The sequence below is a fragment of the Streptomyces sp. 351MFTsu5.1 genome (assembly GCF_000383655.1).
Taxonomy (GTDB): Bacteria; Actinomycetota; Actinomycetes; order Streptomycetales; family Streptomycetaceae; genus Streptomyces; species Streptomyces griseorubiginosus.
This window is the reverse complement of sequence record NZ_KB911783.1, coordinates 147,370-161,905: the sequence shown is the minus strand read 5'-3', so window position 1 is coordinate 161,905 and position 14,536 is coordinate 147,370. Positions and strand designations below refer to the sequence as shown.

Below are 14,536 nucleotides of genomic sequence, written 5' to 3'. Positions count from 1 at the left end.
CCTCGATCATACGGCGCTGAGCGCCCGATCGGGGGGCCTGTGGCGTACTCCATGCGCCATCAAGTACCTGATCAGCACTACGGCACAGGAGGCGGCTCAGGCCCCGGCGGTCTCCCGCGTCTCGCCGAGCACATGGAGCTGGGTGGCCACGGAGTGGAAGGCGGGGAGTTCGGCCGCCGCCTCCTCCAGCTTCAGGAGGGCCTCCACGGCGCCCGGCTCGGTGTCCACGAGGACGCCGGGGACGAGGTCCGCGAAGACCCGCACGCCATGCACGGCGCCCACGCTCAGGCCCGCGCCCTCGACGAGCGCGGTGAGCTGCTCGGCGGTGAAGCGGCGCGGCACGGGGTCGCCGTCGCCCCAGCGGCCGTCCGGGTCACCGAGGGCCTGCCGGGCCTCCTTGAAGTGGCCGGCCAGGGCCCGCGCGAGCACGGCACCGCCGAGCCCCGCGGCGAGCAGACTGAGGACGCCCTCGGGGCGCAGGGCGGCCACCACGTTGCGCACGCCCTCGGCCGGGTCGTCCACGTACTCCAGGACGCCGTGGCACAGCACCACGTCGTAGGCGCCGCGCTCGGTCACGTCGAAGAGGCCGTGGGCGTCGCCCTGGACGCCGCGGACGCGGTCGGCGACTCCGGCCTCCGCCGCGCGGCGCTCCAGTGCGAACAGCGCGTTGGGGCTGGGGTCGACGACGGTGACCTGGTGGCCGAGACGGGCGACGGGCACCGCGAAGTTGCCGCTGCCGCCTCCGGTGTCGAGGACGTCCAGCGCCTGGCGTCCCGTGGCCTTGACCCGGCGGTCGAGGGCGTCCTGGAGGACATCCCAGACCACGGCGGTACGGAGGGAGGCGCGGGGTCGCAGCGGGTCCGGCACGGCAGTTGGCTCCTCGGCGCGGAGGGGAAGACTTCAGGCGCCCTCCACCCTATTGCCTCCGCCGCCCCACCTGGGCACTCCGGTGGCCCGCCCGGCCGCCCGTCTCGTACGGCGGACCCCGCCGGGCCCCGGCGGCCGGGGGCGCGGCACGCCCGTCACCCGGCGTCCGGGAAGTCGCGGTCGCGGTCGGTGCCGCGGGCCCCTTCCTCGACCCCCTCCGGGTCCTGGCGCGGCTGCGGCAGGACGGGCTGGAGGACCAGCATCCGCTCGACGAGGCGCAGGAACATCGCCACGTCACGTATGAGGTCGTCGGCGTCGCGGCGGCTGGCCGCGCCCTGGATGCCGGCCTCGGCCCGGGCACGGCGCCGGGCCCCGGAGGCGAAGAGCGCGCTCCACTCGGCGAGTTCGGGGGCGATCTCCGGGAGCACTTCCCAGGCGCTGCGGATCTTGGCGCGGCGTCGGGGCGTGGGCTCCGGACGCCCGCGCGCGGCGAGCACGGCGGCCGCGGTGCGCAGGGCGGCGAGGTGTGCCGTGGCATAGCGCTCGTTCGACGTCTCCAGCGCCGAGGCCTCGTCCAGGCCGGCACGGGCCTGGGCGAGCAGGTCGAGGGCGGCGGGCGGGGCCGTCGCCCGGCGCAGCACGGGGTGCACGTCGCTCGCCGGGCCGGTCAGTGAGGGGGCAGGGCCGGTGGCGCGGCGCCGACGGGCGGCGGCTGCGTGGTAGCTGGCCATGACGAACCTCCTGTCGTCTGGTTGACGGCACCTCCCGCTACGGAGTGCCGTATGTGCCCATCGTGAGGTATGGCACTGACAATCCGTTCTGACCTGCTGTTTTGCTTCGGACGAAGGTTCGGGTCTATTTTTGCACTGACCAGTCAGTTCAAAAAATTGTCACTTCGAGGAATCAGGGGGTGGCCGTGGACGGAGTCGACGTCACGGCCCAGGGGTTCGGGTTGAAGGGCCCTCGCGGCTGGGCGTTCCGCGGGATCGACCTCACCGCGGAGCCCGGTGCGTTGATCGCCGTGGAGGGGCCGTCGGGGTCCGGCCGGACGAGCCTGCTGCTCGCGCTCACCGGGCGGATGAAGGCCACCGAGGGGTCCGCGACCGTGGGCGGGGCACGGCTGCCGAAGCAGCTCGCGGCGGTGCGCCGGTTCAGCGCGCCGGCCCATGTCGCCGGGGTCACCGACCTCGACCCGGCTCTGACGGTCGGGGAGCACCTGCGCGAACGGGCGCTGCTCCAGCGCCGGTTCGGCGACTCGGTGCGGGCGCTGGTACGGCCGCGCGCCGAGCGTACGGCCGAGGCGGGGCTGCGGATCGACACCGCCCTGGCGGCCGCCGGGCTCGACCGGGAGGCACTGCCCAAGGGCGCGCGGACCGCCGTACGCGATCTGGAACGGCTGGAGGCCCTGCGCCTGTCGATCGCCCTGGCGCTGATCGGCCGTCCGCGGCTGCTCGCCGTCGACGACCTGGACCTGAAGCTGTCCGACGCCGAGCGCGCCGAGGCCTGGGCCCTGCTCAGGTCGCTCACCGCGACCGGGACGACGGTCCTGGCGGTGTGCAGCGAGGCCCCGGGGGACGCCGTGACGGTGTCCACGCGCCCCGAAGCCGCCGAAGCTCCCGAGACCCCCGAAGTCCCCGAAGTCCCCGAGGACGAGCAGAACCGGAAGGAGACGGGCGATGCGCTCACCGAGACTGGCCGCGCTTGAGCTGCGCCGCTTCGGCAGGGGGAAGCTGCCGCGCGCCGCACTGGTGGCCCTGCTGGTGCTGCCGCTGCTGTACGGCGCCCTGTACCTGTGGTCCTTCTGGGACCCCTACGGCCGCCTGGACCGCATCCCGGTGGCCCTCGTGAACGACGACAAGGGCGCCACCGCCGGCGGCCACCGGCTCACGGCCGGCACGGACATCACCAAGGGGCTGCACAAGAGCGACACCTTCGACTGGCACCAGGTGAGCGCCGAGGAGGCCCGCAAGGGCGTCGAGGACGGCACCTACTACCTGTCGCTGACCATGCCGGCCGACTTCAGCCGGCGGATCGCCTCCAGCGCGGGCGACTCACCCGAGACGGGCGCGCTCCAGGTCCGTACGAACGACGCCAACAACTACATCGTCGGGCAGATCTCGCGCACGGTCTTCGCCGAGGTGCGCCAGGCCGCGTCCACCAAGGCCTCGCGGTCCTTCCTGGACCGGATCTTCATCTCCTTCTCCGACATCCACGGCGCCACTGTGAAGGCCGCGAACGGCGCGGACGACCTCGAGGGCGGCATCGGCAAGGCGGAGAAGGGGTCCCAGGACCTCGCCGCGGGCCTGAAGGACGCCCAGGCGGGCAGCGGCAGGCTCTCCGCCGGGCTGGTGCGGCTCGACTCGGGCTCCGGCGACCTGGCGGACGGCGCCCGGCAGGTCGCCGACGGCACCCGAACGCTCGCCGACCGGGTCAACGGCATCGCCGACACGGTGGGGCCCTTCGTCGCGGACAACGAGAAGAGCATCGGCGACACCGCGCGGCTCGTCGCCGACTCGGCCGGAGCCGTCCGCCACAACCTCGGCACCCTGGTGAGGACCGCCCCGGCGGCCGCCCAGGGGGCCCACAAGGCTGCCGACACCCTGAACGCCGTCTACAAGGCGCGCTGCACGGACGCGGTCCTGCCGGACCCCGCCTGCGCCGACCTGAAGAAGGCCCAGCAGGCCGCTGCCGACGTGGCGAGGGTCGCCGACGACGTCAACGCCCTGGTAGCCGACCAGAACGGCGACCTGAAGAAGCTCGACGGACAGCTCGCCACCCTCCAGAAGCAGGCGAAGGCGCTCGCCGCCCGGTCGCCCCGGCTCTCCGAGGACCTCGACGACGCCGTCGCCAAGATCAACAAGCTGAACGCGGGCGCGCAGAAGGTCGCCGCAGGCGCGAGGACGCTCCACTCGGGCCTTGGCAGCGCCACGACCGGCGCCCGGACCCTGGACGACGGGATCGGCAGGCTCAGCAGCGGCGCCGACACCCTGAGCGGCGGCATGTACAAGCTCGCCGACGGCTCCGGAAAGCTCGCCGGCGGCCTGCACGACGGCGCCTCGCGGATCCCCGACTACGACAAGAAGGACCGCGACCAGCGCACCGACGTGATGGCCGACCCGGTCCAGCTGGTCTCCAGGGACCTGCACAAGGCGCCGAACTACGGCACCGGGTTCGCCCCGTACTTCATCCCGCTGTCGCTGTGGGTGGGCGCGATGGTGGCCTACATGCTGATCGCGCCGATGAACCGCAGGGCGCTCGCCGCCGGTGCCGCGGCCTGGCGGATCGCCCTCGCGGGCTGGCTGCCGGTGGTGGCGATCGGGGTGCTCCAGACAGTGGCCCTGATGTCGGTGCTGCACTGGGCCGTCGGCCTCCAGATGGCCCGCGCGGCCGGGACCGTGGGCTTCCTGTTCCTGGTGACGGCGTGCTTCGCGGCGATCGTCCAGTGGCTGAACGCCCGCTTCGGAGCGGCCGGCCGGATCCTGGTCCTCGCCCTGCTGATGCTCCAGCTGACGTCCGCGGGCGGCACCTACCCGGTGCAGACCAGCCCGGGCTTCTTCAACGCGCTCCACCCCTTCCTGCCGATGAGCTACGTCGTCGAGGCCCTGCGCAGGCTCATCACGGGCGGCGGTCTCACTCCGGTGTGGCACGCGTGCGTGGTGCTCCTCGCCTTCACCGCGGGCGCGCTGGCGCTGACCGCCGTGTCCGCGCGTCGCCGGCAGGTGTGGACCCTGGACCGGCTGCACCCGGAGCTGACCCTGTGAGCCGTTCCGGCACCTCAGGGGCCCTGTCGCCTGTGAGAATCAGGAGTATGGAAAGCAGCAGCGCCACGGCGGGCGTCAGCACGCGCCGCGAGGCCACCCGGCAGAAGCTCTACGAGGCGGCCGTCACGCTCATCGCCGAGCAGGGCTTCTCCGCCACCACGGTCGACGAGATCGCCGAGCGGGCCGGAGTCGCGAAGGGCACGGTCTACTACAACTTCGCGAGCAAGTCCGTCCTCTTCGAGGAGCTGCTGCGGCACGGCGTGGGCCTGCTCACCGCCTCTCTGCGGGAGGCGGCCGAGTCGACGGCCCGCGCGGGCGGCGGCAAGGTGGACGCGTTGGACGCGATGATCCGCGCGGGTCTCGTCTTCATCGAGCGCTACCCGGCCTTCACCCAGCTGTACGTGGCCGAGCTGTGGCGCACCAACCGGGCATGGCAGTCCACGCTCATGGTGGTCCGTCAGGAGGCCGTGGCGGTCGTGGAGGGCGTGCTGCGCGAAGGCGTGGAGAACGGCGAGTTCAGCGAGGAGATCGATGTCCCGCTGACCGCCGCCGCCCTGGTCGGCATGGTCCTGGTGGCCGCCCTCGACTGGCAGTCCTTCCAGCCCGAACGCTCCCTGGACGACGTGCACGCGGCGCTGTCTCGGCTGTTGCAGGGGCGGGTGAGCGGGGGCAGGGGCTGACCACCCGGCTGCACCTGCACCTGGCGCACAACCGGCTGACAGGCGAAAGAGCCGGTCCGGTGTGGCCGCGTCCCCCGCGGGCCACCCCGAACCGGCGCCCTCTTCCCCCGAATCCCCCCGATTCCCCCGTTCCCCCGTGTCCCCCCGTTCCCCCGTTGGGCCCCCGTTCGGTCGTTCCCCCGCTTTCCGGGTTCCCCCGTGCCTCGCTCCCGCCGACCGCGGTCGGCGGAAGGAGCGGGTCCGGGGCGGCTCCGTTCCGGCGCCCCGTGTCGCCGGTGCCGGAGCCGTTCCCCTTCGCCGTGCCTCCACTCTCCCGTTCACGCAGGTCGGGGCCCATCCGTGCGCGTACTCATCTCAGGCACTAGGTACGGATACTCAGTCCTGCGTGCTCACCCCCAGGACGCGCTGTGGCCGACTGGTTACCATCGCGTCCGTGTCCGTACTCCCCTTGGTGTTCACCAGCGGCTGGGCGAGCGGTGTCAACGCGTACGCGGTGGTGCTGCTGCTCGGCGTCTTCGGCGCGACCGGGCTGAGCGACGACGTCCCGGAGACCCTTCAGCGCCCCGAGGTCCTCGTCGTGGCCGGCCTGCTGTTCCTGTGCGAGGCGGTGGCCGACAAGATCCCGTACGTCGACTCGGCGTGGGACTCCGTGCACACCGTGGTCCGCCCGGTCGCGGGCGCCTGGGTCGGTGCCCTGCTGGCCGGCCAGAGCGGCTCGCTCAACGACGTGGTAGCGGGTCTGGTGGGCGGCTCGACGGCCCTGGCCAGCCACACGGTCAAGGCGGGCACGCGCATGGCCGTGAACGCCTCTCCTGAGCCGTTCAGCAACATCGTGCTGAGTCTGGCGGAGGACCTGGGCGTGGCCGGCATCGTCACGTTCGCGGTCTTCCACCCGGTGGCGGCGGCGACCCTCGCGGGCGTCCTGCTGGTGGCGGGCCTGGTGGTGCTGTACTTCCTGATCTCCCGGATCAGGAGATTCAGACGGCGCAGGGCGCAGCGCCGGGAGGAGAGCCGACTGGCGGCGCGACCGCCTGCCTGAGGGCCGCCGGGCGGGCACCCCTGTCGGCCCGGACTGTCAGTGGCGGCCGATAAAGTCGCAGGCATGGCAAGGATTGCGGTGATCGGCGCCGGGATGGGCGCGATGGCGGCCGCTGCCCGGCTGGCCGTCGCGGGTCATCGGGTGGCGGTGTACGAGCGTACGGAGACGTACGGCGGAGCGGTGCGCCGCTTCGAGCGGGACGGCTTCGCCTTCGACACGGGACCGGGGATGCTCACGCTCCCCGCGGTCTACCGCGATCTGTTCGTCAAGACCGGCAAGGAGCCGCTGGAGTCGGTCGTCGACCTGGTCCAGGTCGACCCCTCGTCACGGCACGTCTTCGCGGACGGCACCGAGGTGGCCCTGCCGAACGCGTCCCGCGCGGGAGTGGTCGCCGCGCTGGACGAGGCCCTCGGTGAGGGGGCCGGCGCCCGCTGGGGCGACTTCCTGGTCCGGGCCCGCGAGGCCTGGGACCGCACCCGCAGACCGCTCCTGGAGGAGCCGCTGTGGCCCAACTGGCCGGTGCTGGAGGAGCGTGAGCCGTATCCGTCGGTCCCCCACAAGAAGTTCCTGCGCACCCGGCGGGCCGGCACCCTGTCCGAGATCGGCTCCTGGGAGCTGCGTGATCCCCGGCTCCTGTCCCTGCTGGAGGGTTACGCGCTCGCGTACGGCATCGATCCGGGCAGCGCTCCGGCGAGCGCCGCGATCCTGCCGTACATGGAGCACGCCTTCGGGACCTGGTATGTCCGGGGCGGCATGCGGGAGTTGGCGCGGGCCGTGTACGAGCGGTGCGTCAAGCGCAAGGTGGCGTTCCACTTCGGCGCCGAGGTGACGGGTGTCCTGGAGAAGGACGGTCGCGCGAGCGGTCTGGAGCTGGCCGACGGGACGCTCGTGGAGGCGGACACCGTCGTCGGCGGCGGGCCCTGGCGACTGCGCGGGCTCCTGCCGGGGCGTGAGCTCTACGGCACCGAGGACGTCCGTCCGTACGCCGAGAACCTGCGCCTCGGCCGGGTCGTGGTCTGTCTCGCGTTGCGCGGAGCGCGGCAGCCGGACGTCGCGCACCGCACGGTGGTGCACGGCGGCCCCGACCCGGAGGGCGAGCTGTGCGACTTCGCGCACGGGGAGCTGCCCGAGCCCACCGTGCGGATCGACCGCCCGGACGACCCGGCCCTGCGTCCCGACCCGGACCACGAGTCCGTGGTGCTGACGGCGACTGTGGCGTCCCAGGGGAACTTCGACTGGACCGCTGCGGGAATGGCCGACGCCTTCGCGGACAAGATGATCGTCGCCGCCGAGCGTGCGCTGCCCGGCCTCCGGGAGCGGATCCTGTGGCGCGAGGTACGGACGCCCGTGCACACCGAGCAGGAGACGGGGGCCGAGGGCGGTGCCGTACCGCCGCCCTCGCTGGCCGGCGGCGACGGCACGCTGCACCCGTCCAACAGCACCGCCCTGCCGGGCCTGTTCACCGTCGGTGGCTGGTCGCACCCCGGTGGCGGGCTCGCGCACGCCGGCATGTCGGGGGCCCTGGTCGCCGGACTCGTCGTGGAGGGACCGGAGTTCCGCGGCTCGCAGTGAGGGCGCCGGCCGGGGTCAGAAGCGGTACTGCTCGTCGTACCCCTGGCCCTGGCCCTGGTTCTGGTGCCCCTGGCCGCTGTTGTCCTGGTAGTACTGCTGCTCCTGCGGGAGTTCGCCGCCGGACTCGTCGGTGCGCTGCTGCGGCACCCACACCCCGCCGGCCGGCGTCTCGCCGCCGTAGGTCCCGCCGTACTGGTCGTAGCCCTGCTGGGCGAACTGCTGCTGACCGCCGTAGGAGGTGTCGTACGACCCCGTCCCGTAGGTCTGGGTGCCGATGTACGGGTCGGAGTAGGCGGCGTACTGCTGCCCGCCCGTGTCGTACCCGTACTGCTGCTGGTCGTAGCCGGTGTAGCCGTCGTAGCCGTACGTCTGGTCGGCGGCGGCCGTCGCGTACTGGTCCTGGGGCTGGCCCGCGGCGGCGTAGGACTGGTCGCCGCCGTAACCGGCGTCGCTGTACACGCCGTAGGAACCGGTGTCGTCGGGCAGGGGCTGGGGCTCGTAGACCGAGGTGGTCTCGGCAGCCGTGGCCGTGCGTGTGGGGGTGAAGACGTCGTCGCGGTCGTAGTCGTCGTCGTGGCCGTACCCGGCGGTGTCCGGGAGACCCTGGTCGTAGCCGGTCTCGTCGCGGTAGGCCGCGGCCTCCGGCTCCGGGGCCTCCGACACGGCCTCCTCGCGGCCGCGCTCCCGGCGGGGCTTCCTCCCGCCGGTCAGACCCTCCAGCGCGGCCGGCGGGTTGACCGCCCAGCCCTGCTCGAAGCCGCGCCGGAACGAGAGGGTGACGTAGGTCTGGCCGACCGCGAAGGCGATCGCGCCGAGGCCGATGACGACCACCTGCGAGATCAGCACGCCGGCGACCACGCCCAGGAAGCCGACGAAGGCGAGCACCCGCCAGCGCAGCCGCGCCTTGTACTGCAACAGCACTTCGCCGAGCAGCCACAACGCGACGAATCCGAACGCGATGTAGAGGACCGTCCAGCCCATGTACGCCCCTCTCCCAGTGACCGCTACGCAGTGTGTCGCATGTCCGTGCGGCAGGTCTAGGCCTGCGGTCGGTGGTGCAGGCCCAGGTTCTCGTAGATTTCCAGCGATGCCGTGGAGTTGTTGAGCGTGATGAAGTGCAGTCCGGGCACTCCCTCGGACAGCAGTCGCGCGCAGAACTCCGTGGCGAACTCGATTCCGATTGAGCGTACAGCGGTCGGATCGTCCTGTGCTGTGAGGATCCGCTCTTTCAGGGCGGAGGGGATGCTCGCGTTGCTGAGCTGCGGGAGCCGCTCCAGCATGCGCACGCTGGTCACGGGCATGATCTCCGGGATGACGGGGGTCTGGCAGCCGGCGGCGTCGACTCGGTCACGCAGCCGCAGATAGGACTCCGGCTGGAAGAACATCTGGGTGATGGCGTAGTCGGCGCCCGCGCGGCACTTGTCGACGAAGCGGGAGACGTCGGTGTCCCAGTCCGCGGAGCGCGGGTGCATCTCCGGGAAGGCGGCCACGCCGACGCAGAAGTCGCCCGACTCCTTGATGAGCTGGACGAGTTCGGCCGCGTAGGTCAGGCCCTGCGGGTGGGCCAGCCAGTCGCCCATGGGGTCGCCGGGCGGGTCGCCGCGCACGGCCAGCATGTTGCGGATCCCGGCATCGGCGTACTGGCCGATGATGTTGCGCAGTTCGGCGATGGAGTGGTTGACCGCGGTGAGGTGGGCGACCGGGGTCAGGGTGGTGTCCGCGACGATCTGCTGGGTCTCCTTGACGGTGCCCGCGCGGGTGGAGCCGCCGGCGCCGTAGGTCACGGAGACGAAGTCCGGGGCGACCGCCTCGACCCTCCTGAGCGCGCTCCACAGGTTTCGCTCACCCTTGGGAGTCTTGGGCGCCGAGAACTCGAAGGAGTACGTCGTCTTGCCCGTGGCGAGCATGTCGCGCACGGTGCGTGCGCGGTCAGTCCTGGTGGATGCGGTTCCGAGGGCCATACCGGAAGGTTAGTCAGGGGGCGGCCGCCTCCCAACCGGATCCGGGAAATTTGCCCGGATTGTCGACTTGTTGTCCACCCCTCGGACACCTGGGGCGGTTACAGCGCGTGCCGGACCCGCTTCGCGAACTCCGCGGCGGCCTCGCCGGGGTCCTCCGCCTCGGTGATCGCCCGGACCACCACGACCCGGCGGGCCCCGGCCTCCAGGACCTCGTCGAGGTTGCCGAGGTCGATGCCGCCGATGGCGAACCAGGGACGGTCGGTGCCCAGGGCCGCGGCGTACCGGACCAGGTCCAGACCGGGGGCGTGCCGGCCGGGCTTGGTGGGGGTCGGCCAGCAGGGGCCGGTGCAGAAGTAGTCCACGCCCTCCTGCACCGCGGCCACGGCGGCCTCCGCCTCCGCGTGCGTGGAGCGGCCTATCAGGACGTCGTCGCCGAGGATCGCCCGGGCGGCGGGGACGGGGAGGTCGCCCTGGCCCAGATGGAGGACGCCGGCGGCGGCCGCGTGGGCCACGTCGGCCCGGTCGTTGACCGCGAGCATCCTGCCGTGCCGGGCGCAGGCCTCGGCGAGGACCGTCAGGTGCTCCAGTTCCTCGGCCGCCTCCATGCCCTTGTCCCGCAGCTGCACGATGTCGACGCCACCGGCCAGGACGGCGTCCAGGAACTCGGGAAGGTCGCCCTGGCGCTTGCGGGCGTCCGTGCACAGGTAGACACGGGCGTCGGCGAGCCGGGTGCGAACGGTGTCGGGCATGCAGGAGTCTCCCCCGGGTTCGGTGGTGTACGGGCCGTGCTCGACCGCGGCCTCTGTGCGGGCCCGGCCCGTACGCCGGTGCTGTCAGGTCAGACGGCGAGCGCCTGGGCCCGTCGCTTCACCTCCGTGCCGCGATTCTCGCTCAGGGCCTGCGCGGGGGTGCCGGGCAGGCTGTCGTCGGGGGTGAAGAGCCACTCCAGCATCTCTTCGTCGGTGAAGCCGTCGTCCCTCAGGAGCGTCAGGGTCCCGGCCAGCCCCTTGACGACCTTCTGCTCGGCCGTGTCGATGAAGGCGGCGGGGACGTGCAGCGCGCGGTTCTCACCACGGCGTACGGCGATGAGCTGGCCCTCCTTGACCAGCTGCCGCACCCGCGTCACCTCGACGTCGAGCAGCTCCGCGATGTCGGGGAGGGTGAGCCAGGCGGGGACGAGTGCATCGGTCTTTGCGTCAATCTCGGTCACGGGATCAAGCGTGCCATCCCGCACTGACAGTCGGAAGCCGGGGCGCCTCCGGCGGGGGAACGGGGGCGGGTTTCCTGGCGTCGACGACACCATCCGGACGCCGTGCCGACACGGGGACGCCGGGGGCCGGGCCGGTACGCGATCCCGAGCGCCTGGCCCACGCGGAGACCCCGGGAGCGGGCCGGCAGCGGAGACCGGGAGCGGGCCCGGCGCAGGCGGGAAGGTTCGACACCCGCCACCACGCGGCCCCCCGAGTTCAGGGCCACCCTCAGGGCCACCCGCGGATCAAGCCCGGCGGGCCGCCCCAGGCCGTCCGCCTCCGCGCCCTACCCCTTCGCCGCCGCCTTCAGCGGCCTCGCCGGGTCCGTCAGCAGGTCCGGGTCCATCTCGGTGCCCGCGTCGATCAGGCGGCGGCCCTGCGCCAGGTCGCGGGGGCGGCCGACCGCCAGGAGGGCGACCAGGCGGTTGTCCCTGAGCCAGCACACGGACCAGGCGGGGCCGGACGGCTCACCGCGCCACAGGGTCGTGTCGGCGGACATGTGGTGGCCGGCGTACTGGACGAAGCGGCCGAACTGCTCGGACCAGAAGTACGGGACCGGGTCGTAGACCGCGGAGGTCTCGCCCAGGACGGCCGCGGCGACCGTGCGGGGTCCCTGGAGGGCGTTGTCCCAGTGGTGGACCATCAGCCGTTCGCCGTAGCGCCCCGAGGGGAAGGAGGCGCAGTCGCCGACCGCGTAGACGTCCGGCGCGGAGGTGTGCAGCCGTTCGTCGGCGACGACCTCGCCGTGCGCGCCGAGTTCGATGCCCGAACCGGCGAGCCAGGCCGTGGCGGGCCGGGCCCCGATACCGACCACGACGGCCCCCGCGGGCACCCGGGTGCCGTCGTCCAGGACGACCTCGCCGGGCTCGACGGACACCACGCGCGCGTGGGTGCGCAGTTCGGCCCCCGCGTCGGCGTACCAGGACGTCATCGGGGCGGCCACCTCCGCGGGCAGCGCGCCGGCGAGCGGCCGGTCGGCGGCTTCCACGACCGTCACCGCGCAGCCCGCCTCGCGCGCGGCGGTGGCGAACTCGGCGCCGATCCAGCCCGCGCCGACGACCACGATGTCGTGCTGCCGGGCGAGCACGGGGCGCAGCCGTTCGGCGTCGTCCAGGGTGCGCAGCAGATGTACGCCGGGCACGCCCTCGGTGCCGGGCAGCCGGATCGGCTCGGCGCCGGTGGCGAGGACCAGGACGTCGTACGGCACGGGCCCGGCCTCGGTGTCCAGCTCGTGCGCGTCCGGGCGCACGCCCAGCGCCTCGCGGCCGAGCAGCAGTTCGATGCCGAGGGCCTCGAAGTCCACGTCGAAGGCGGAGCCCTCGGCCTTGCCCAGCAGGACGGCCTTGGAGAGCGGCGGCCGGTCGTACGGCTGATGGGGTTCCGCGCCGATCACCGTGACGGTGCCCTGGAAGCCCCGTTCGCGCAGGGCGACCGCGGTCTGCACCCCGGCCATGCCCGCCCCGACCACGACCACCCGCTGCTGCGCCTGTGTCTGCTCGGTCATTTGATCACCCTAGCCACCTGACATTCAGTCAGTCAGGAGTCGTGCCGAGTGACCTGCTCCACAATGCTGGTCCCGCTGCCGGGCTGCGACTCCCACTGCCAAGTCTCCTCCAGCCGCACCCGGCCGTCGGGCAGGTCGACGACCGTGGAGAGGCAGTGGCCGGAGGACGTCGACCCGTCATGCCTGAGCTGGACGTAGCGGAAGTCGAGGCGGTCCCCCGCGCGCGTGCCGACCAGATGCCCGCGTACCACGTCACCGCCCGCGTACTCGGCCCAGATCCGCCCGTCCTCCTCGTGGTAGGTGAACCGGGTGCCGGTGCCCACCTGACCTGGGGCCTGGTCGGCGACCGGGGCGAGGACGAGGTTGTCGAGCGAGCGTGCCACGGAGAGAGGCTCCCTTACTGAGACGTGCGGGGTCGGGCTAGGGTGGCCAACGTAGAGCACTCGCGGGAGCCCGGACGCACCGGGCTGAGAGGGAGGCTGGCCGGCCTCCGACCGTACGAACCTGATCCGGGTCATGCCGGCGAAGGGAGGGGCTGGACGCCCATGTCCTCACGTACGTCAGACGTCCTCGTCGTCGGGGGCGGCATCATCGGCCTGGTCACGGCCTGGCGGGCCGCGCAACGCGGTCTCCGCACGGCCGTGGCGGACCCGGAACCGGGCGGCGGGGCCGCCCAGGTGGCCGCCGGGATGCTGGCCGCGGTCACCGAACTGCACTACGGCGAGCAGACCCTGCTCGGCCTGAACCTCGCCTCGGCCCACCGCTACCCCGACTTCGCGGCCGAGCTCACCGAGCTGACCGGCCACGACCTCGGCTACCGCAGGTGCGGCACGCTGGCCGTGGCGCTGGACGCCGACGACCGCGCCCATCTGCGCGAACTGCACGCGCTCCAGCGGCAGTCGGGCCTGGAGTCGGAGTGGCTGTCGGGGCGCGAGTGCCGCCGCCTGGAGCCGATGCTCGCGCCGGGGGTGCGGGGCGGGCTGCGGGTGGACGGTGACCACCAGATCGATCCGCGCCGCCTCACGCGCGCGTTGCTGGCCGCGTGCGAGCGGGCGGGCGTGGTCTTCCACCGCGCGTGGGCGGAGCGCCTGCGGGTCGTCCGGGACCGGGCCGCCGGGATCACCACGACGGACGGCGACGAACTGGACGCGGGCCAGGTCGTGCTCGCCGCCGGGAGCCTGAGCGGCCGCCTGGAAGGAGTCCCCGAGGCCCTCCTGCCCCCTGTGCGGCCCGTGAAGGGCCAGGTGCTGCGCCTGACCGTGCCGCCCCGGTACGCGCCCTTCCTGAGCCGTACCGTGCGGGCCGTCGTGCGCGGCAGCCAGGTCTACCTCGTGCCGCGCGAGAACGGCGAGCTGGTGATCGGCGCGACCAGCGAGGAGCTGGGCTGGGACACCACGGTGACCGCGGGCGGGGTGTACGAACTGCTGCGGGACGCGCACGAACTGGTCCCCGGCATCACCGAGCTGCCCCTGACGGAGACCCGCGCGGGACTGCGCCCGGGCTCCCCCGACAACGCTCCCCTGCTCGGCCCGACGGACCTGCCCGGCCTGCTGCTCGCCACCGGGCACTACCGCAACGGCGTGCTGCTGACCCCGGTCACCGGGGACGCGATGGCCCATGTCCTTGCGACCGGTGAACTCCCGGAGGTGGCCCGTCCGTTCACGCCGGGCCGGTTCCGTCAGCGGGTGGAGCAGCCGGCATGAACATCTCCGTCAACGGGGAGCCGCGCCGGTTCGCTCCCGGTACGGCTCTGGACGCCGTCGTACGGGCCCTGACCTCGGCGCCCTCCGGGGTCGCCGCCGCGCTCAACGAGACCGTCGTACCGCGCACGCAGTGGCCCTCGACGACCCTCGCCGAGGGGGACCGCGTGGAAGTCCTCACCGCCGTCCAAGGAGGCTGACC

General features: G+C 73.1%; 15 protein-coding genes and 1 riboswitch. Of the genes, 7 read left to right on the top strand and 8 right to left on the bottom strand.

Annotated elements, in window-relative coordinates; translation table 11 throughout:
* Window positions 1-96: 96 nt before the first annotated feature.
* Complete coding sequence (locus tag H295_RS0121630) at window positions 97-867, bottom strand: methyltransferase (protein WP_020137440.1); 771 nt, start codon at window positions 865-867, stop codon at window positions 97-99.
* Between the two features lie 155 nt (window positions 868-1,022).
* Entirely contained in the window at window positions 1,023-1,598 is a 576-nt protein-coding gene (locus H295_RS0121625; RefSeq protein ID WP_020137439.1) for an SAV_6107 family HEPN domain-containing protein, read from the bottom strand.
* A 179-nt stretch (window positions 1,599-1,777) separates the two neighbouring features.
* Here H295_RS0121625 and H295_RS0121620 point away from each other — a divergent pair, with 179 nt between their 5' ends.
* From H295_RS0121620 to H295_RS0121600, 5 genes are all read left to right on the top strand, one after another.
* On the top strand, window positions 1,778-2,572 hold the full coding sequence (locus H295_RS0121620; protein WP_020137438.1) for an ATP-binding cassette domain-containing protein: 795 nt from the start codon (window positions 1,778-1,780) through the stop codon (window positions 2,570-2,572).
* Window positions 2,544-4,628: a YhgE/Pip domain-containing protein gene (locus H295_RS0121615; RefSeq protein ID WP_020137437.1), complete on the top strand. Its 2,085-nt coding sequence runs from the start codon at window positions 2,544-2,546 to the stop codon at window positions 4,626-4,628. The genes H295_RS0121620 and H295_RS0121615 overlap by 29 nt, the downstream gene beginning before the upstream one ends.
* Window positions 4,629-4,675: 47 nt before the next feature.
* On the top strand, window positions 4,676-5,308 hold the full coding sequence (locus H295_RS0121610; protein ID WP_020137436.1) for a TetR/AcrR family transcriptional regulator: 633 nt from the start codon (window positions 4,676-4,678) through the stop codon (window positions 5,306-5,308).
* A 433-nt stretch (window positions 5,309-5,741) separates the two neighbouring features.
* Window positions 5,742-6,347, top strand: a complete 606-nt coding sequence (locus H295_RS0121605; protein WP_020137435.1) for a DUF4126 domain-containing protein — start codon at window positions 5,742-5,744, stop codon at window positions 6,345-6,347.
* A 63-nt stretch (window positions 6,348-6,410) separates the two neighbouring features.
* A complete protein-coding gene (locus H295_RS0121600; RefSeq protein WP_078616715.1) occupies window positions 6,411-7,919 on the top strand; it encodes a phytoene desaturase family protein in 1,509 nt (502 codons plus the stop codon).
* Window positions 7,920-7,934: 15 nt separating this feature from the next.
* Here H295_RS0121600 and H295_RS0121595 read toward each other — a convergent pair whose 3' ends face one another.
* The 6 genes from H295_RS0121595 to H295_RS0121570 all read right to left on the bottom strand — a co-directional run bounded on the left by H295_RS0121595 (window position 7,935) and on the right by H295_RS0121570 (window position 13,017).
* A complete protein-coding gene (locus tag H295_RS0121595) occupies window positions 7,935-8,900 on the bottom strand; it encodes a hypothetical protein (RefSeq protein ID WP_020137433.1) in 966 nt (321 codons plus the stop codon).
* Window positions 8,901-8,956: 56 nt separating this feature from the next.
* On the bottom strand, window positions 8,957-9,880 hold the full coding sequence (metF, locus tag H295_RS0121590; protein WP_051135592.1) for a methylenetetrahydrofolate reductase [NAD(P)H]: 924 nt from the start codon (window positions 9,878-9,880) through the stop codon (window positions 8,957-8,959).
* A gap of 98 nt (window positions 9,881-9,978) precedes the next feature.
* Window positions 9,979-10,629, bottom strand: a complete 651-nt coding sequence (gene thiE / locus H295_RS0121585) for a thiamine phosphate synthase (RefSeq protein WP_020137431.1) — start codon at window positions 10,627-10,629, stop codon at window positions 9,979-9,981.
* 89 nt (window positions 10,630-10,718) lie between these two features.
* A complete protein-coding gene (locus tag H295_RS0121580; RefSeq protein WP_020137430.1) occupies window positions 10,719-11,090 on the bottom strand; it encodes an Rv2175c family DNA-binding protein in 372 nt (123 codons plus the stop codon).
* A 326-nt stretch (window positions 11,091-11,416) separates the two neighbouring features.
* On the bottom strand, window positions 11,417-12,634 hold the full coding sequence (locus H295_RS0121575; protein WP_020137429.1) for an NAD(P)/FAD-dependent oxidoreductase: 1,218 nt from the start codon (window positions 12,632-12,634) through the stop codon (window positions 11,417-11,419).
* Window positions 12,635-12,666: 32 nt separating this feature from the next.
* Window positions 12,667-13,017: a hypothetical protein gene (locus H295_RS0121570; RefSeq protein WP_020137428.1), complete on the bottom strand. Its 351-nt coding sequence runs from the start codon at window positions 13,015-13,017 to the stop codon at window positions 12,667-12,669.
* Between the two features lie 52 nt (window positions 13,018-13,069).
* Window positions 13,070-13,182: riboswitch (TPP riboswitch) on the top strand.
* Here H295_RS0121570 and thiO point away from each other — a divergent pair.
* A complete protein-coding gene (gene thiO / locus H295_RS0121565) occupies window positions 13,180-14,337 on the top strand; it encodes a glycine oxidase ThiO (protein ID WP_020137427.1) in 1,158 nt (385 codons plus the stop codon). It overlaps the preceding riboswitch by 3 nt.
* Entirely contained in the window at window positions 14,334-14,534 is a 201-nt protein-coding gene (gene thiS / locus H295_RS0121560; RefSeq protein ID WP_020137426.1) for a sulfur carrier protein ThiS, read from the top strand. Before thiO ends, thiS begins: the two co-directional genes overlap by 4 nt.
* Window positions 14,535-14,536 lie beyond the last annotated feature (2 nt).